This is a genomic window from Phenylobacterium sp. VNQ135 (assembly GCF_049445735.1).
Lineage (GTDB): Bacteria > Pseudomonadota > Alphaproteobacteria > Caulobacterales > Caulobacteraceae > Phenylobacterium.
In genome coordinates this window covers 357,982-375,232 of sequence record NZ_JBMSDS010000003.1, presented here as the reverse complement: position 1 = coordinate 375,232, position 17,251 = coordinate 357,982, and the positions used below count along the sequence as shown (strand labels likewise).

Genomic DNA, 17,251 nt, shown 5'->3' with positions numbered 1-17,251 from the left:
GCTAGGACTCCCGTCCTGCACTGGGGGAGCGCCGAATGTTCGAGTCTCTGAATCCTGTCCTCACCGCGGCGGCCGTCATCGGCGGCTATCTGCTAGGGTCGATCCCGTTCGGGGTGATCGCCACCAAGCTGGGCGGCGCCGGCGACCTGCGCTCGATCGGCTCGGGGAATATCGGAGCGACGAACGTCCTGCGCACCGGCCGCAAGGACCTGGCGCTGCTCACTCTGCTGGGCGACGGCGGCAAGGGCGCGGTCGCCGTCTTGCTGGCGTGGCTGGCGACCCGCGAAGCCTCCGTCGAGGTCCAGGCGACGCTCACCGGTCTCGCCGGCGCCTTCGCCTTCCTGGGCCACCTGTTCCCGGTGTGGCTGGGCTTCAAGGGCGGCAAGGGCGTGGCGACCTTCTTCGGCACCCTGCTGGCCGCCGCCTGGCCCGTCGGCGTGTTCGCGGGCGCGACGTGGCTGGTCGTCGCCGCCGTCTTCCGCATCTCCTCGCTGGCGGCGCTTGTCGCGGTGGCGCTCGCGCCGGCCTTCGTCTTCCTGGTGAAGCGGCCCGAGCCGATCGCGCTGATGGCCCTCTTCATGGCGATCCTGATCTACGTCCGCCACGCGCCGAACATCCGCCGCCTGCTCAAGGGCGAGGAGCCGCGCATCGGCGGGTCGAAGAAGACGGCCGAATGACGAGGGGCGCTTGATCCGCAGCCTCACCGACGCCCAGCGCCGCGACTGGCTGAGGCTCGCCCGCACCGAGAACGTGGGCGCGGTCACCTTCGACCAGCTCATCGGCCGCTTCGGCGAGCCGGCCCTGGCGCTGGCCGCCCTGCCCGACCTCGCCCGCCGCGGCGGGCGGATCAAGCCGCTCAGCATCCCGAGCGAAGCCCAGGCTGACGCGGAACTGGAGGCGGGCGCAGCGCTCGGGGCGCGCCTGATCGCATCCTGTGAAGCCGACTTCCCCTTGCCGCTCGCGGCGCTTGATCCGCCGCCGCCGCTGCTGTGGGTCCGTGGGAAGGCTGAGCTGCTGGCGCGGCCGTGCGTCGCCGTTGTCGGCGCGCGAGTAGCGTCGGCGGCCGGACAGCGGTTCGCTCGGGGCCTCGCCGCCGACCTCGGCAGGACGGGCCACGTGGTTGTCTCCGGCATGGCCCGAGGCATCGACGGCGCCGCCCACGAGGGCGCCCTGCCCTTCGGAACGGTCGCGGTCCTCGGCGGCGGGATCGACGACGTCTATCCGCCCGAGCACCGGCCGCTGTACGAGCGCCTGATCGTCGAGGGCTGCGTGGTCTCGGAGAACGAACCCGGCCGCACCGCCGTCGCCCGCGACTTCCCCCGCCGCAACCGGATCATCGCCGGCCTCTCCCGCGCCGTGGTGGTGGTGGAGGCCGAGCTGCGCTCCGGCTCGCTGATCACCGCAAGACTCGCCGCCGAACAGGGCCGCGAGGTCCTGGCCGTTCCGGGCTCGCCGCTGGATCCCCGCGCCAAGGGCGCCAACGACCTGATCCGCCAGGGCGCGGCGTTGTGCGAAGGCGTGGACGACGTGCTACGGGCGCTGGAGGGCCTGCGTGACCTGCGCGAACCGGACCGGCCCGCCTATCGCCCGGCGCCCATCGACCCCTATCCGGCGCTGATCCGCAGGGTGGCCGACCTGCTGTCGCCGACCCCCGTCAGCCGGGACGAACTGGTGCGCGCCGCCGCCGCGCCGGCGCCCGCCGTCTTCGCCGCCCTGGTGGAACTGTCGCTGGCCGGCCGGGCCGAACTGCTGCCCGGCGGCATGGTCTCAAGCGGATGAGCCCCTTAAGGGGCTCGCGGAATCCGCGTCATCCCGGCCGTTGACAGGGGGTCCAGGCCGCCCCCACCTTCCGCGGCTTCTGAGGACCAGACCCACTATAATGAACGTCGTCATCGTCGAGAGCCCGGCCAAGGCCAAGACCATCAACAAGTACCTGGGGTCCGACTTCAAGGTGCTGGCCAGCTACGGCCACGTCCGCGACCTGCCCGCGAAGGACGGTTCGGTGCGCCCGGACGAGGACTTCGCCATGTCGTGGGACGTGGATTCGAAGGCGGCTAAGCGCCTGTCCGAGATTGCGGAGGCCGCCAAGGGCGCCGATCGCGTGATCCTGGCCACCGACCCGGATCGCGAGGGCGAGGCCATCTCCTGGCACGTGCTCGAGGTGCTGCAGAAGAAGCGCGCGCTGAAGGACGCCAAGGTCCAGCGGGTGGTGTTCAACGCCATCACCAAGTCGGCCGTCACCGAGGCCATGGCCAACCCGCGCGAGCTCGACATGGAGCTGGTCGAGGCCTACCTCGCCCGCCGCGCCCTGGACTATCTGGTGGGCTTCACCCTCTCGCCGGTGCTGTGGCGCAAGCTGCCGGGCGCGAAGTCGGCCGGCCGCGTGCAGTCGGTGGCGCTGCGCCTGATCGTCGACCGCGAGCTCGAAATCGAGCGCTTCAAGACCCAGGAATACTGGACCGTCGAAGCCGACGTGGCCGCCGGCGGCGATCCCTTCACCGCCCGACTGGTGAAGCACGAGGGCAAGCGGCTCTCGAAGTTCGACCTCGGCAACGAGACCTCGGCGTTCGCAGCGCGCGATGCGGTCAAGGCCGCGACGTTCAAGATCGCCGCCGTCGAGCGCAAGCCCGGCCGGCGCTCGCCGCCGCCGCCCTTCACCACCTCCACCCTGCAGCAGGAAGCCGCCCGCAAGCTCGGCTTCTCGGCCCAGCGCACCATGCAGACGGCCCAGAAGCTGTACGAGGGCGTCGACATCGGCGGCGAGACGGTGGGCCTCATCACCTACATGCGAACCGACGGCGTGCAGACCGCGCCCGAGGCTCTGGACGAGGCCCGCTCGGTCATCGGCGGGCTCTACGGCAAGGAGTACGTGCCGGAGAAGCCGCGCCTCTATTCCACCAAGGCCAAGAACGCCCAGGAGGCCCACGAGGCGATCCGTCCGACGAGCCTCGCCCGCAACCCGGGCCGGCTGCGCCTGGAGGGGGACCTGGGACGGCTCTACGAGCTGATCTGGAAGCGGATGATCGCCTCGCAGATGGAGAGCGCCCGCGTCGAGAAGACCACCATCGATCTCGACAGCGCCGACGGCCAGACGGGCCTGCGCGCCACCGGCCAGGTGGTGACCTTCCCCGGCTACCTCGCCGTCTACGAGGAAGGCCAGGACGATCCCGAGGACGAGGAAGGCGGCCGCCTGCCCCAGGTGACCGAGGGCTCCCAGGCGACCGTCCGCTCGGCCAAGGCCGACCAGCACTTCACCGAGCCGCCGCCCCGCTATTCCGAAGCCAGCCTGGTGAAGAAGATGGAGGAGCTCGGCATCGGCCGGCCCTCGACCTACGCCTCGATCCTGGAGCGCCTGCGCGACCGCTCATACGTGCGGATGGAGAAGCAGCGGTTCGTGCCCGAGGACCAGGGCCGGATCGTCACCATCTTCCTCGAGGAGTTCTTCAAGAAGTACGTCGAGTACGATTTCACCGCCGACCTGGAGGACCAGCTCGACCAGGTGTCGGCCGGCGACCTCGACTGGAAGGTGCTGCTCAAGAACTTCTGGGCGGACTTCAACGCCAAGGTGGGCGAGCTGGGCCAGATCGGCACCCGCGAGGTGATCGACGCCCTGGACGAAAGCCTGTCGTCCACCCTGTTCCCGCCGACGCCCGACGGCTCGGATCCCCGCACCTGCCCGCGCTGCGGCAGCGGCCGGCTCAGCCTGAAGCCCAGCCGCACCGGGGCCTTCGTCGGCTGCTCGAACTATCCGGAATGCCGCTTCACCCGCCCGTTCGGTCCCCCGGACGCGGAAGGCGCTGAAACGGGCGGCGACCGGGACCTCGGCCAGGACCCCGCCACCGGCGAGACCGTCTGGCTGAAGGCCGGCCGCTTCGGGCCCTACGTCCAGCTCGGCGAAGGCGAGAAGCCCAAGCGGTCCAGCCTGCCCAAGGGCTGGAGCGTGGGCGACATGGACCTGGAGAAAGCGCTGCGGCTGCTGCGCCTGCCGCGCGAGGTCGGCCTGCATCCTGAGGACGGCCAGCCGATCCTGGCGGGCATCGGCCGCTACGGGCCCTTCGTCCAGCACAACGGCACCTACGCCAATCTGCCCAACGTGGAGGAGGTGTTCGACGTGGGCCTCAACCGCGCCGTCGACCTGATCGCCACCAAGCGGGCGGGCGGCAAGCGGGGCGGAGCCGAACAGGCGCCCCTCAAGGACCTGGGCGCCCACCCCGCCGACGGGCAGCCCGTCCGCGTTCTGGCCGGCCGCTACGGGCCCTACGTGAAGCACGGCTCCACCAACGCGACGGTGCCGAAGGGCGCCGATCCCGCGGCCCTGACTATGGACGAGGCGTTGAAGCTGCTCGCCGAACGCGAGGCCAAGGGCGGCGGCAAGAAGAAACCCGCCCGCGGCAAGGCGGCCGCCGCGAAGAAGTCGCCGGCCAAGAAGAAGGCCAAGGCCGAAGCCTGATCGGGAGCCGGGCCTGCGCCATGGCGTTGTGCTAAGCACCCGCCATGGCCCGACCGCACAAGCCCAAACCCGTCCGCATCCCCCAGGGTCTGCCGGATCGCGAGACGCTCCTGAACTACATCCGCGAGCACGGCGAGACCGACAAGGCCGCCATGGCGCGGGCGTTCGGGCTGAAGGGCGGCGACCGCCGCGCCCTGCGGATGATGCTGACCGAACTCGAAGAGGACGGCACGCTCAGCCGCCGCAGTCGGCGGGGCTTCGCCGAGACCGGCGCGCTTCCCGAGGTCGGCGTCGTCAACGTCGCCGAACGCGATCCCGACGGCGACCTCCTGGTCAGGCTGGCCAAGGGCGAGGACGCGCCGCTGGTCCCGCTGGCGCCTGGCGGGGATGTTTCCGGCCCCGCGCCCGGCCTCGGCGACAGGCTGCTGGTCCGCTTCGTGCGGCTCGAGAGCGGCGACTTCGAGGCCCGGCTCATCAAGCGCCTGGGCCAGAGCGCCCACCGCGTGCTGGGCGTCGTGCGGAAGGCGCGGCGCGAGGTTCGCGTCGAGCCGGTCGACCGCCGCTCGAAGGACACCCTTGTGCTGTCCGCGCCGGGCGACCTGCGGGACGGCGACCTCGTCCTGGCGCAGGTCGAAGGCTCCGCCAGCCGCTATGGCCCCAAGCGCGGCAAGCTGCTGGAGGTCGTGGGCCGCGAGGACGAGCCCCGCGCGGCCTCCCTGATCGCCATCCACGCGCACGGCATCCCCACGGGCTTCAGCCAGGCCGCCGAGGCGGAGGCCGAAGAAGCCCAGCCGCCGACGCTCGCGGGCCGCGAGGACCTGCGCGAGGTTCCGCTGATCACCATCGACCCGGCGGACGCCCGCGACCACGACGACGCCGTCTATGCGGAGCCGGACACGGACGAGAAGAACCCCGGCGGCTGGATCGTCTGGGTCGCCATCGCCGACGTCGCCGCCTATGTGACGCCCGGCTCGGCCCTCGACCGCGAGGCGCGCGACAAGGGCAACAGCGTCTACTTCCCCGATCGCGTCGAGCCCATGCTGCCCGAGCGGCTGTCGAACGGCCTGTGCAGCCTGCGCGAGGGCGAGAACCGCGCCACGATGGCCGTGCGGATGGTGTTCGGCGCTGACGGCAGGAAGCGCTCGCACCGCTTCGTGCGCGGCCTGATGCGCTCGGCCGCGAAGCTGTCTTACGAACAGGCGCAGGCGGCGATCGACGGCGCGCCCGACGACAAGGCCGGCCCGCTGCTGGAGCCGGTGCTGAAGCCCCTCTGGGCGGCCTACGCCGTGCTGAAGAAGGGCCGCGACGCTCGCTCGCCGCTGGCCATCGAGAGCCTGGAGCGGAAGATCGTCATCGACGAACAGGGCCAGGTCGTGTCGATCACGCCCCGGACGAGCCTCGAGGCCCACCGCCTGATCGAGGAGTTCATGATCCAGGCGAACGTGGCCGCCGCCGAGACCCTGGAGCAGAAGAAGATCCCGCTGATCTATCGGGTCCACGACGCGCCCAGCCAGGAGAAGATCTTCGCGCTGGTGGACTTCCTGGCGACCCTCGGCATGCCCTGGACCAAGGGCGAGGCGCCGCGCACCGAGCGCTTCAACCGCCTGCTGGAAGAGACGCACGACACGCCGCACGCCGAGATCGTCAACGAGGTGGTCCTGCGCACCCAGATGCAGGCGCACTATTCGACCGAGAACATCGGCCACTATGGGCTGAACCTCGCCAAGTACGCCCACTTCACCTCGCCGATCCGCCGTTACGCCGACCTGATCGTCCACAGGGCGCTGGTCACCGCGCTTGACCTTGGCAAGGACGGCCTCTCCGAGCGCGACATCGCCCAGATGAAGGGCACGGCCGAGCAGATCACCGGGGCCGAGCGGCGGGCCATGGCGGCGGAGCGCGACGCCACCGACCGCTATGTCGCCGCCTTCCTGTCGGACCGGGTGGGCGCTGAGTTCGAAGGCAAGATCACCGGCGTCACCCGCTTCGGGCTCTTCGTGCGTCTGAAGGAGACCGGCGCCGACGGCCTGGTGCCGGTCTCGAGCCTGGGCGGCGAGTATTTCGTCCACGACGACCGGGCGCACGCCCTGGTCGGCGAGCGGACCGGCGCCCGGTGGCCCCTGGGCATGAGCGTCCAGGTCCGGCTGCGGGAAGCGACGCCCATCACCGGCGGCCTGCTTTTCGACATGCTGAGCGAGCCCGCTCCGCCCGACCGTTCGGCGCCCCGGCCCAGGCTGGGCGTGCGCGCCCGGGGCGACCGGCGGCCGGGCGGCGAGTTCAGGGGTCCGCCGCGCGGCAAACCCGGAGGGGCGAAGCTTCGCGGCGGCGGCGCCGGCCGCACGCCCAAGTCCAAGGGCAAGAAGAAGCCCCGGCGCTGACGCCGCCCCCCGAGTGACGCTGCGTCACGCTTTCCACGTCCCGTTTCCGTCTCCACAGTTCCGCCGATGTCCGACGACGCGCCCATCCTGCCGCTGAAACCCGAAGGGCCGCCCAGAACGGCCGGCCAGCGGGCCGTGCGGCCGAAGAGCGCCGCCACCGTGATGATCATCCGCCGCGACGGGCCCAAGCCGCGCGTGCTGATGGGCCGCCGGCACGGCGGGCACAGCTTCATGCCTGATCGCTGGGTCTTTCCTGGCGGCCGCATCGACCGCAGCGACTATCGCGCGCCGTTCGCCACCGATCTGCAGCGCGAGACCGCCGCGCTCTTCGACGCCTATCTCAAGCCCGGCAAGGGCCGCGCGCTGGCCTTGGCGGCGGTTCGCGAGACCTGGGAGGAGGCCGGCCTGCTTCTGGCCCGCAAGGCGCCCGTGCGTCCTATGGCCGGTCCGTGGCGGCCCTTCGTGGAGCAAGGCGCCCTGCCGGATCTGGCGGCGCTGGAGGTGATCGCCCGCGCCGTGACGCCGCCCAGCGTCGGCAAGCGGTTCGACACCTGGTTCCTGATGGCCGACGCCGAGCGCCTGACGAGCCTGGAGCGGCAGCCCGACTGTGGCGAGCTGGAGGAGATCGCCTGGGTGGACTTCGCCGAGGCGCTGGAACTGCAGCTTCCGACGGTCACGCGGCTGATGATCAAGGAGGCCGAATTGCGCATGGCCGACCCCTCGCGACCGAAGCCCTTCCTGCGTTACAAGGACCGGAGCGCAGGGCGACCCGCTTATCTGTGAGCGCGGTCATTGACTTCCGCCTGCGGATTCGTATTTTCCCCGCCTCTTCGAACACCCGCCGGCGGTGCGATCCCGTTTGGCCCCGCGTTTTAAGGACCTGACATGGCGAAGCCCGCCTCCATCAAGATCCGCCTCAATTCGACGGCGGACACCGGCTTCTTCTACGTGACCAAGAAGAACGCCCGCACCAAGACCGACAAGATGGTGCTGAAGAAGTACGACCCGATCGCGCGCAAGCACGTCGAGTTCAAGGAAGGCAAGATCAAGTAAGGCTGAGAAGCCTCTGATTCTGCTGCAAGACGCCCGGCCTCACCGCCGGGCGTTTTTCATTGCTACGCCGCCCGCGCGATGACGCGGTTGCGGCCGCGGGACTTGGCCTCATAGACCGCTTCGTCCGCGCGCTTGAGCAGGCCCTGGGCGCTGTCCGCGGCGCCGAAGCTCGCCGCCACCCCGATCGAAATGGTGACGCTCAGCAGTTCCTCTCCGCCCATGACGCGGAATGGCGAGCCGGCGACGTGCAGGCGGATGCGTTCGGCGATGCGGCGTGCGTCGTCGAGGCTGGTGTCGGGCATGACCACCACGAACTCCTCTCCGCCGTGGCGGACCGGCAGGTCGATGGCGCGGACGTTGGAGGCCAGCCGCACGGCGAACTCCCGCAGCACCTCGTCGCCCACATCGTGACCGAAGCTGTCGTTGATCTTCTTGAAGTGGTCGATGTCGATGACCAGGAGGCCCACGGGCTCGCCGCCGACGCCCGCGCGCCGCATCAACGCCTCCAGCTGGCCCTGCATGTAGCGGCGGTTGTGCAGGCCGGTGAGCTGGTCGGTGACGGCCAGCTCCAGCGAATGGTCGAGGTTGGTGCGCAGGTAGTCGGTATAGCGCTTGCGGCGGATCTGGGTCTTGGCCCGCGCCGCCAGCTCGCCGGGATCGATGGGGCGGACGAGGATATCGTTCACCCCGATCTCCAGCGCTTTCACGATCCGGTGCCGCTCATCCGGATCGACGATGGCGAGGATCGGCAGGCCGCGGGTCGCCTCGTCCGAGCGGATGTGGGCGGCGAAGCGCAGGCCGTCGAAGGCCTTGGCGCTGGTGTTGACCAGGACGAGGTCGACCGGCCCCTTGGCCGTCATCATGGCCTTCTCGGGATCGGCCTCGATCACCGGCCGATGCTCTATCGCGAGTTCGGAGCAGACCCGCTGCGCCTGCCGCGCATTGTCGTCGACGATCAGGATGCGGCCGCCCGATCCGCCCAGCCGCGAGGCGGCGCCGGCGATCACGCCCATGCGGCGGCCCGAGGCCTCGCGTTCGCGCAGCTCGTCGATCACCGCCTTCAGCCGGGTCAGCGATCGGACACGGGCGAACAGCATCATGTCGTCGATGGGCTTGGTCAGGAAATCGTCGGCGCCCGCCTCGAGGCCGGCCACCCGGTCGGCGCGGCCGTCCAGGGCGGTCACCAGCACCACCGGCACGTGCCGGGTCTCGGGATCGTCCTTGAGCCGGCGGCAGACCTGGAAGCCGTCCATGCCGGGCATCATGACGTCGAGCAGGATGATGTCGGGCCGCTCGGCCGCGGCCATCGCCAGCGCCGTAGGCCCGTCCGAGGCGGTCAGCACTTCGTAGTACTCGGCCGTCAGCTTGGCTTCGAGCAGGCGGACGTTCGCCTCGATATCGTCCACCACGAGGATGCGGGCGGACATGCGCGCTAGTCCAGGAGACGGCGGATGGTGTCGAGGAAGTGCGAAACGGAGATGGGCTTCGAGATATAGGCCTCGCAGCCGCCCTCCCGGATCCGCTCCTCGTCGCCCTTCATCGCAAAAGCCGTCACCGCGACCACGGGGATCTTCGCCAGCTCATCGTCTTCCTTCAGCCACTTGGTGACTTCCAGGCCCGAGATCTCGGGAAGCTGGATATCCATGAGGATCAGGTCGGGCCGGTGCTCGCGGGCGAGCGAGAGCGCCGCGAGACCCTCGCGGGTCTCGATGGTTTCATAGCCCTGGGCTTCGAGCAGATCATGAAAGAGCTTCATGTTCAGCTCGTTATCCTCGACGATGAGGACCTTCTTGGCCATTCGGACCCGACGCCTTCTTCGAGGTCGGGCGCCTCGGAGCGACCTTCCCCAACTGTCCGGGTTAGATCGCACTGATATCCTTAAACTTCGTTAGCCGCGTCTGGACCGCCCTTGCCCGAAGCCCCGCTCCCCGCCATGCCCAGCCTTGAATCCCTTGGCCTTTCCCGAGACCGGCCGCTCGTTCTGGTCGACGTGGACGAGGTGCTGGGCCTGTTCATGCAGGGCTTCGGCGACTTCCTGGCCGGCCGCGGCCTGGAGATGCGAATCGAGCGGTTCGCGCTGTTCCAGAACATCTATCGCCCGGGTGAGGACCAGCACCTGGACCTCAACGAGGGCAAGGCGCTCTTCGACGCCTTCTTCGCCAGCCATTGCCATGAGATCGAGCCCGCCCCGGGCGCGATCGCGGCCCTGAACCGCCTGGGGCGTCAGGCTGAGATCCTGATCCTCTCCAATGCCCCGGCTCCGGCCGAGCGGCTGCGGAGCCAATGGCTGCGGAGCCACGGGCTCGAGCACCCCCTGATCCTCAACACCGGCCCGAAGGGCCCGGTCGCCTCGGCCCTCACGCGCCAGACGGCTCATCCGACCGCCTTCGTCGACGACCTGCTGCCGAACCTCGACTCGGTCGCGGACCACTCGCCCGGCACGGCCACGTTCCAGCATGTGGCGGACGAGCGCCTGCGCCCCTACGCCCCCGTGTCCGACCGGCATCCGCGGATCGACGACTGGGCCGAGCTTGCCGAAGCCATCGAGGCGGCGCTACGCCGCTGATCCGATGTCCGAATCCATCCGAATCTGGCTGGCGGTCTCCTACGCCGAGCCCTTCCGCACCGGCGGCTGGGCGCATGTCCGCAGCGCCGGCGGCGCCGTCACGGGCCAGGCGGCCGGCGATAGGCGGATCACCCGCCAGCGGCTGACCCTCATGGCTCTCCTGGCGGCGCTCAAGGATGCGCCGCCCCCCGTGACGCTTGCCACTGCCGATCCGCTGCTGGCCGCGGTCCCTGACCAGCTGGCGGCCACGGGCGATGCGCCGCCGACCGAAGACCTCGATCTGTGGGCGCAGGTCACCACGGCCTTCAAGGCGGGGCAGATCCGGATCGTGCGTCAGGCCGCCGCACCCGGCGGGCCCCTCGCCTTCACCGCCGCCTGGGCGGAGCAGGCCCGGGATCGCGCCAAAAACGGCCCCTTCGCCTTCCCCATTCCAAAGCCCAACCTCGCCAAGGCAGGCGTCTGAGGAACAAATCAGGTAGAAGAGGCGGATGATCCGCTTCGGCGTGGACTTCGGCGGCACCAAGATCGAGGCGGCGGCCCTCGATGGCGACGGCCGCGTCGTCGCGCGGGTCCGTAGCCCCACGCCGCGCGACTACGATCAGGCCCTGGACGCCGTGCGGGCGCTCGTCGACGAAGCTGAGCGTCGGGCGGGCGTCCCCGCCGATCGCGTCGGCGTCGGAGGTCCAGGCTCCGTCTCCCCGGTCAGCGGCCTGATCCGCAACGCCAACTCCACCCAGCTGAACGGCCGGCCTTTCGCGGACGACCTGACCCGCGCGCTTGGGCGCCCCGTCCGTTACGCCAACGACGCCAACTGCCTCGCCCTGTCCGAGGCGACGGACGGAGCCGGCGCCGGCTCCGACGTCGTCTTCGCCGCGATCCTGGGCACCGGATGCGGCGGCGGGGTCGCCATCGGCGGCCGGCCGATCATCGGTCGCAACGCCGTGGCCGGCGAATGGGGGCACATGCCCCTGCCCTGGCCGCGGCCCGACGAACTGCCGGCCCCGGAGTGCTGGTGCGGCCGGCGTGGCTGCCTGGAGTTGTGGATCAGCGGCTCGGGCCTGGCGCGGGACGCCGGCGTCGCGGCCGAACAGGCCGTCCAGGACGCTGCCGCCCTCGACCGCTATGTGGACCGCCTGGGCCGCGGCCTGGCGGTCATCGTCGACCTGCTGGACCCGGACGTCATCGTCCTGGGCGGCGGCATGTCGAACGTCGAGGCTCTGTACGACCGGCTGCCTGCCGCCATCGCGCCGCATGTCTTCTCCGACGTGGTCGAGACGCCGGTGCGGAAGGCGGCGCACGGCGACTCCTCGGGCGTGCGCGGCGCGGCCTGGCTATGGCCGGCATGAAGGCGCTCTGCCGCGATTGCTTCTGGACCGGCGAGGAGGCCGTGCGTCGCTGCCCGTCCTGCGGCTCGCCGCGCATCGTCGCGCACGAGGAGCTGGGCCAGCTCTCCATCGCCCACATGGACTGCGACGCCTTCTACGCCAGCGTGGAAAAGCGCGACCGCCCCGAGCTGCGCGATCGTCCGGTGATCGTGGGCGGCGGCAAGCGCGGCGTGGTCACCACGTGCTGCTACATCGCGCGCATCTCGGGCGTGCGCTCGGCCATGCCGATGTTCAAGGCGCTGAAGGCCTGCCCCGAGGCCGTGGTGATCAAGCCGGATTTCACCAAGTACCGCTTCGAGAGCAAGCGCATCCTGGGCATGGCCGGCGAGTTGACGCCGCTGATCCAGAACCTGAGCCTCGACGAGGCCTGGATGGACCTGTCCGGCACCGAGCGGCTGCACGGCGCGCCGCCCGCGGTGACGCTGGCGAAGCTGCAGGCCCGGATCGAGGCCGAGACCGGGCTGACCGTCTCCATCGGGCTGGCTCCCAACAAGTTCCTGGCCAAGATCGCCTCAGACCTCGACAAGCCGCGCGGCTTCTCGGTGATCGGCGCGGCGGGCGCCCAGGCGTTCCTGGCGCCCAGGCCCGTGGGCATCCTGCCGGGCGTCGGCCCGGCCATGGTGGCCTCTCTGGAGAAGGCCGGCTTCCGCACCGTGGGCGACCTCGCCCGCGCCGACATCAAGTTCCTGGCCGAACGATGGGGCGCGCACGGGCTGCGTCTCTCGCGCCTCGCCCACGGCCAGGACGCCCGCGCCGTGAACCCCAACGAGGAGCGCAAGGGCATCAGCGCCGAGACCACGTTCAACGAAGATCTCTCGAAGGTCTCCGACCTCGAGGATGTGCTGGCGCCGCTCTGCGAGAAGGTGGCGCGTCAGGCCCGCGCCGGCGGCGTCGCCGGCCGCGTGGTGACGCTGAAGCTGCGCACCACCGACTTCAAGATCGTCACCCGGCGCCGCACCATCCCGGTCGCGACCCAGACGGCGAAGACCCTCTTCGCGGTGGGGCGCGAACTGCTGGCCCGCGAGGCGACCGGACGGCCGTGGCGGCTGATCGGGATCGGCATGTCGGACTTCGTGGACGCCGAAGCCGCCACCTCGGACTTCTTCGCCGAGGCGGAGCGCAAGGCGCTGGCGGGCGAGAAGACGCTGGACGTCATCCGGGCGAAGTTCGGCAAGGACGCCGTGACGTCCGGGCGGATGCTCAAATCCAAGGCGCTCAACGAAGAGTGATCGTCGGGCGCAGATAACGCCGGTTTAGACGCCCCCGAGACAATTCGACCCTTTCAAAAGCCCGCGTCTTACATATCTAATCATCGTGGACGCGCGTCTCTGCGTCCGCAGGAGATGCCGTCAATGAGCGAACGCAAGGAAGGTGACTCGGGCGCCGGCGTTCGTTCGGCGGTCATCACCCAGACCAAGCCGAAGACGCAGAAGCCGGCGATGTACCGGGTTCTGCTGCTCAACGACGACTACACGCCTATGGAATTCGTAGTCTACGTACTTGAGCAGTTCTTCAATAAGTCGCGCGAAGACGCGACTCGCATAATGCTCCATGTCCATCAACATGGCGTGGGCGTGTGCGGGGTCTACACATACGAAGTGGCGGAAACAAAAGTGGCCCAGGTCGTTGATACGGCGCGGCGGCATCAACACCCGCTGCAGTGCACCATGGAAAAGGATTAAGGCCCTTTGCCTTCATTTTCGCGCCAGCTCGAAGAGTCCCTGCATCGCGCGGTCGCCTACGCCAACCAGCGTAAGCATGAATACGCCACCCTTGAGCATCTCCTGCTCTCCCTCGTCGACGACGAGGACGCCGCCAGCGTCATGCGCGCCTGCGACGTGGACCTTGGCTCCCTGCGCACAACCCTGACCAACTACGTCGACAACGAGCTCCGCTCGCTCGTGGTGGACGACGGCGAGGACGCCAAGCCCACGGCGGGCTTCCAGCGCGTGATCCAGCGCGCGGTGATCCACGTCCAGTCGTCCGGCCGTGAGGAGGTCACCGGCGCCAATGTGCTGGTGGCGATCTTCTCCGAGCGCGAGAGCCACGCCGCCTACTTCCTGCAGGAGCAGGACATGACGCGGTACGACGCGGTCAACTACATCGCCCACGGCATCGCCAAGAAGGCTGGCGCTGCGGAAGCCAAGCCCGTGAAGGGCGCGGAAGACGACGAGAAGCCCGCGGTCAAGACCGGCGGCGAGGCGCTCGAAGCCTACTGCGTGAACCTCAACGAGAAGGCCAAGCAGGGCAAGGTCGACCCGCTCATCGGGCGGATGGCCGAGGTGGAGCGCTGCATCCAGATCCTCTGCCGCCGGACCAAGAACAACCCGCTGCTGGTGGGCGATCCGGGCGTCGGCAAGACCGCCATCGCCGAAGGCCTGGCGCGCAAGATCGTCAACAAGCAGGTCCCGGAAGTCCTGGCGGGCGCCACGATCTTCTCGCTCGACATGGGCGCCCTGCTGGCCGGCACCCGCTATCGCGGCGACTTCGAAGAGCGCGTGAAGCAGGTGGTCAAGGAGCTGGAGAACCACCCGAACGCGGTGCTCTTCATCGACGAGATCCACACGGTGATCGGCGCGGGCGCGACGTCGGGCGGGGCGATGGACGCCTCGAACCTGCTGAAGCCGGCGCTGGCCTCGGGCACGCTGCGCTGCATGGGCTCGACGACCTACAAGGAGTTCCGCCAGCACTTCGAGAAGGACCGGGCCCTCGTCCGGCGCTTCCAGAAGATCGACGTGAACGAGCCCACGATCGACGACACGATCAAGATCCTGAAGGGCCTGAAGTCCTACTACGAGGAGTTCCACAAGCTCCGGTACACGAACGACGCCATCAAGGCGGCGGTGGAGCTGTCGGCGAAGTACATCACCGACCGCAAGCTGCCGGACAAGGCGATCGACATCATCGACGAGGCCGGCGCCTCCCAGATGCTGCTGACCGAGGGCAAGCGGAAGAAGACGCTGGGCGTGAAGGAGATCGAGGCGGTCGTCGCCAAGATCGCCCGCATCCCGCCCAAGTCGGTCTCGAAGTCGGACACCGAGGCGCTGAAGCAGCTGGAAAGCGACCTGAAGCGCGCCGTGTACGGCCAGGACGACGCCATCGAGCAGCTCTCCGCGGCCATGAAGATGGCCCGGGCCGGTCTGCGCGACGCCAACAAGCCCATCGGCTGCTACCTGTTCACCGGCCCGACCGGCACCGGCAAGACCGAGACCGCCCGCCAGCTGGCGAGCACGCTCGGCATCGAGCTGCTGCGGTTCGACATGTCGGAGTACATGGAGCGCCACACGGTGAGCCGCCTGATCGGCGCGCCTCCGGGCTATGTCGGCTTCGACCAGGGCGGTCTGCTGACCGACGCCGTCGACCAGCACCCGCACGCCGTGGTGCTGCTGGACGAGATCGAGAAGGCCCACCCGGACGTCTACAACATCCTCCTGCAGGTCATGGACCACGGTCAGCTGACCGACTCCAACGGCAAGAAGATCGACTTCCGCAACGTGGTCCTGATCATGACCACCAACGCCGGCGCCGCCGACGCCCAGCGCAACGCCATCGGCTTCGGCCGCGGCAAGCAGGACGACGAGGTCGAGGAGGCGCTGAAGCGCCAATTCACGCCGGAGTTCCGCAACCGTCTGGACGCCATCGTGCACTTCCGCGCGCTGACGCCCGAGATCATCCGCCAGGTGGTGCAGAAGTTCGTCATGCAGCTGGAAGCCCAGCTGGCGGACCGCCACGTCACCATCGAGACGGACGAGGAAGCGACCGACTGGCTCGCCAAGAACGGCTTCGACGAACTCTACGGCGCCCGGCCGCTGGCCCGGGTCATCCAGGAGAACATCAAGAAGCCGCTGGCGGACGAGATCCTGTTCGGCCGGCTCGCCAAGGGCGGCCACGTCAAGGTGGTGCTCAAGGACGGCAAGCTGGCGTTCGAGATCGAGGGCCAGAGCCGCGAGCCCGGCGCCCCGGTGGTCGAGACCCCCCAGGCCGAGCCCGTCGACTGAGGCGACACGTCAGACCAAGCGAGAAGCCCCGGGCGCTCCCCGGGGCTTTTTCGTATCCGCTAGTTGAGGAACGGCCGGCGCAGCACCCGCCGGCGGACGGCGTCCAGCAGCTGCTTCGCGCCGGGCCAGGCGACCCGCCCCTCGCGCCTCGGCCAGACCCAGCCGCCGCTGGCCACGTCGAACGGCAGGCGCAGCTTTAGCCGGCCGCTGTCCAGGTCGGACGTCATGGGCGTGTAGTAGAGGCAGTCCCTGAAATACCAGTGGACCACCAACGATCGCCGCGTCGACGCGGGGTCGGCCACCGGTGAGCCGCCATGCGCCAGGTTCGCCGCCCAGACGAACGCCCAGCCCTTTGGGATGATCGCGTGCTCCGTCGGGAAGCCCGCGGCGGCGATCTTCCCGCCAAACCACTTCACGAAGACGCTCTCGTACTGTTCGGGACCGGGGGCCGGCGCATTGACGCCCGCGTCGCGCATGGAGGGCACAGGCAGACGGTGCGACCCCGGGTGATAGACCAGCGGTCCGGCGTCGGGCCGGACGTCTTCCAGCGCGATCCAGACCCCGCACATGAAGCGCTCGGGAAGGCTGTGGAAGTGGATCGTGTCGGGATGCAGCGCCTGGCCGCTGCCGCGCTGGAAGTTCAGCGTCTGGAAGGCGAACGGCTCGCGCCCGTAGGCGGCCTTCAGCAGCCGCCCCATCTCGGGCCAGGCGGCGAGGCGGCGCACCGCTTTCGAAACGAACCAGGCGTCCTGGATGCGGTTGCCGCTGCCCCTGCGGCCGAAGTAGCGCTCGGTGTCGGCGACGGCCCGGTCGCACAGCACGCGAGCCTCGTCGCCGAGATCCACCAGCGCATAGCCCTTCTCGGCGAGACTGCGCACGAAGGCCTCGGTCTGTCGGTCGAGACCGGCGCGCGCGAGGTAGGCTTCGAGTTCCGGCCCCTCGAACCAGGGCGTCTCCGGAGCCTCGGCCGCACGGGTCATGCGATCTTGGCCGAAATCTGCTGCGCCAGGGCCTTGAGTTCGTCCATGTCGGCCATGCCGCCGGAGGCGTGGCGGCCCATCGGCACGCCTTCCCAGCGCGGAATAATGTGGAAATGCAGGTGATAGACGGTCTGCCCTGCCGGCGCGCCGTTGAACTGGGTCACCACGACGCCGTCCGGGTTCAGCGCTGCGCGCACGGCCTTGGCCATCCGCTGCACGCCAAGGATCAGGTGCGACAGCTTCTCAGGCTCCTCCTCCAGGATGTTCCGCGCCGAAGAGTGTTTCGGGATCACTAGAACGTGGCCCTTGGCCTGCGGGAAGACGTCCATGAAGGCGAAGACGTGGTCGTCCTCGTAGACCCGGACGGCCGGCATCTCGCCGCGCAGGATCTTCGCGAAGATGTTGTCGTGCTCGTAGGTCCCGTCCAAGCTCATCGCACGC

The 17,251-nt window shown here is 69.6% G+C and carries 16 protein-coding genes; 12 read left to right on the top strand and 4 right to left on the bottom strand.

What is annotated here, in order from left to right; translation table 11 throughout:
* Positions 1 to 35: 35 nt before the first annotated feature.
* The 6 genes from plsY (at position 36) to rpmG (ending at position 7,881) form a co-directional block, all read left to right on the top strand.
* Complete coding sequence (plsY, locus tag ACO2Q0_RS13005) at positions 36 to 677, top strand: glycerol-3-phosphate 1-O-acyltransferase PlsY (protein ID WP_423351931.1); 642 nt, start codon at positions 36 to 38, stop codon at positions 675 to 677.
* Positions 678 to 687: 10 nt separating this feature from the next.
* Complete coding sequence (gene dprA, locus ACO2Q0_RS13000; protein ID WP_423351930.1) at positions 688 to 1,779, top strand: DNA-processing protein DprA; 1,092 nt, start codon at positions 688 to 690, stop codon at positions 1,777 to 1,779.
* 100 nt (positions 1,780 to 1,879) lie between these two features.
* Positions 1,880 to 4,450 (top strand): type I DNA topoisomerase, encoded by a 2,571-nt coding sequence (gene topA / locus ACO2Q0_RS12995; protein WP_423351929.1) that lies wholly within the window; start codon positions 1,880 to 1,882, stop codon positions 4,448 to 4,450.
* Positions 4,451 to 4,494: 44 nt separating this feature from the next.
* On the top strand, positions 4,495 to 6,828 hold the full coding sequence (rnr, locus tag ACO2Q0_RS12990) for a ribonuclease R (RefSeq protein WP_423351928.1): 2,334 nt from the start codon (positions 4,495 to 4,497) through the stop codon (positions 6,826 to 6,828).
* Positions 6,829 to 6,894: 66 nt separating this feature from the next.
* Complete coding sequence (locus tag ACO2Q0_RS12985; RefSeq protein ID WP_423351927.1) at positions 6,895 to 7,611, top strand: NUDIX hydrolase; 717 nt, start codon at positions 6,895 to 6,897, stop codon at positions 7,609 to 7,611.
* 102 nt (positions 7,612 to 7,713) lie between these two features.
* On the top strand, positions 7,714 to 7,881 hold the full coding sequence (gene rpmG / locus ACO2Q0_RS12980; protein ID WP_257838066.1) for a 50S ribosomal protein L33: 168 nt from the start codon (positions 7,714 to 7,716) through the stop codon (positions 7,879 to 7,881).
* 62 nt (positions 7,882 to 7,943) lie between these two features.
* Here rpmG and ACO2Q0_RS12975 read toward each other — a convergent pair whose 3' ends face one another.
* Positions 7,944 to 9,308: a PleD family two-component system response regulator gene (locus tag ACO2Q0_RS12975; RefSeq protein WP_423351926.1), complete on the bottom strand. Its 1,365-nt coding sequence runs from the start codon at positions 9,306 to 9,308 to the stop codon at positions 7,944 to 7,946.
* 5 nt (positions 9,309 to 9,313) lie between these two features.
* On the bottom strand, positions 9,314 to 9,679 hold the full coding sequence (locus ACO2Q0_RS12970; protein ID WP_423351925.1) for a response regulator: 366 nt from the start codon (positions 9,677 to 9,679) through the stop codon (positions 9,314 to 9,316).
* Between the two features lie 135 nt (positions 9,680 to 9,814).
* On the opposite strand from ACO2Q0_RS12970, the gene ACO2Q0_RS12965 reads away from it, so the two are divergent.
* The 6 genes from ACO2Q0_RS12965 to clpA all read left to right on the top strand — a co-directional run bounded on the left by ACO2Q0_RS12965 (position 9,815) and on the right by clpA (position 15,830).
* A complete protein-coding gene (locus tag ACO2Q0_RS12965) occupies positions 9,815 to 10,447 on the top strand; it encodes a hypothetical protein (RefSeq protein ID WP_423351924.1) in 633 nt (210 codons plus the stop codon).
* Between the two features lie 4 nt (positions 10,448 to 10,451).
* Positions 10,452 to 10,910, top strand: coding sequence for a hypothetical protein (locus tag ACO2Q0_RS12960; protein WP_423351923.1), 459 nt, complete (start codon positions 10,452 to 10,454; stop codon positions 10,908 to 10,910).
* A 25-nt stretch (positions 10,911 to 10,935) separates the two neighbouring features.
* Entirely contained in the window at positions 10,936 to 11,793 is an 858-nt protein-coding gene (locus tag ACO2Q0_RS12955; RefSeq protein WP_423351922.1) for an ROK family protein, read from the top strand.
* Positions 11,790 to 13,061, top strand: coding sequence for a DNA polymerase IV (locus ACO2Q0_RS12950; RefSeq protein WP_423352269.1), 1,272 nt, complete (start codon positions 11,790 to 11,792; stop codon positions 13,059 to 13,061). The genes ACO2Q0_RS12955 and ACO2Q0_RS12950 overlap by 4 nt, the downstream gene beginning before the upstream one ends.
* A gap of 123 nt (positions 13,062 to 13,184) precedes the next feature.
* Positions 13,185 to 13,514, top strand: a complete 330-nt coding sequence (clpS, locus tag ACO2Q0_RS12945; protein WP_012521861.1) for an ATP-dependent Clp protease adapter ClpS — start codon at positions 13,185 to 13,187, stop codon at positions 13,512 to 13,514.
* Positions 13,515 to 13,520: 6 nt separating this feature from the next.
* The gene (gene clpA / locus ACO2Q0_RS12940) at positions 13,521 to 15,830 is read left to right on the top strand and encodes an ATP-dependent Clp protease ATP-binding subunit ClpA (protein WP_423351921.1); all 2,310 of its coding nucleotides are present in this window, start codon (positions 13,521 to 13,523) and stop codon (positions 15,828 to 15,830) included.
* A gap of 59 nt (positions 15,831 to 15,889) precedes the next feature.
* On the opposite strand, the gene ACO2Q0_RS12935 is transcribed toward clpA, so the two are convergent.
* Positions 15,890 to 16,810 carry a phytanoyl-CoA dioxygenase family protein gene (locus ACO2Q0_RS12935; protein ID WP_423351920.1) on the bottom strand — a complete coding sequence of 307 codons (921 nt, stop codon included), beginning with the start codon at positions 16,808 to 16,810 and terminating at the stop codon, positions 15,890 to 15,892.
* Positions 16,807 to 17,244 carry an HIT family protein gene (locus ACO2Q0_RS12930; protein ID WP_423351919.1) on the bottom strand — a complete coding sequence of 146 codons (438 nt, stop codon included), beginning with the start codon at positions 17,242 to 17,244 and terminating at the stop codon, positions 16,807 to 16,809. The genes ACO2Q0_RS12935 and ACO2Q0_RS12930 overlap by 4 nt, the downstream gene beginning before the upstream one ends.
* Between the last annotated feature and the right edge of the window lie 7 nt (positions 17,245 to 17,251).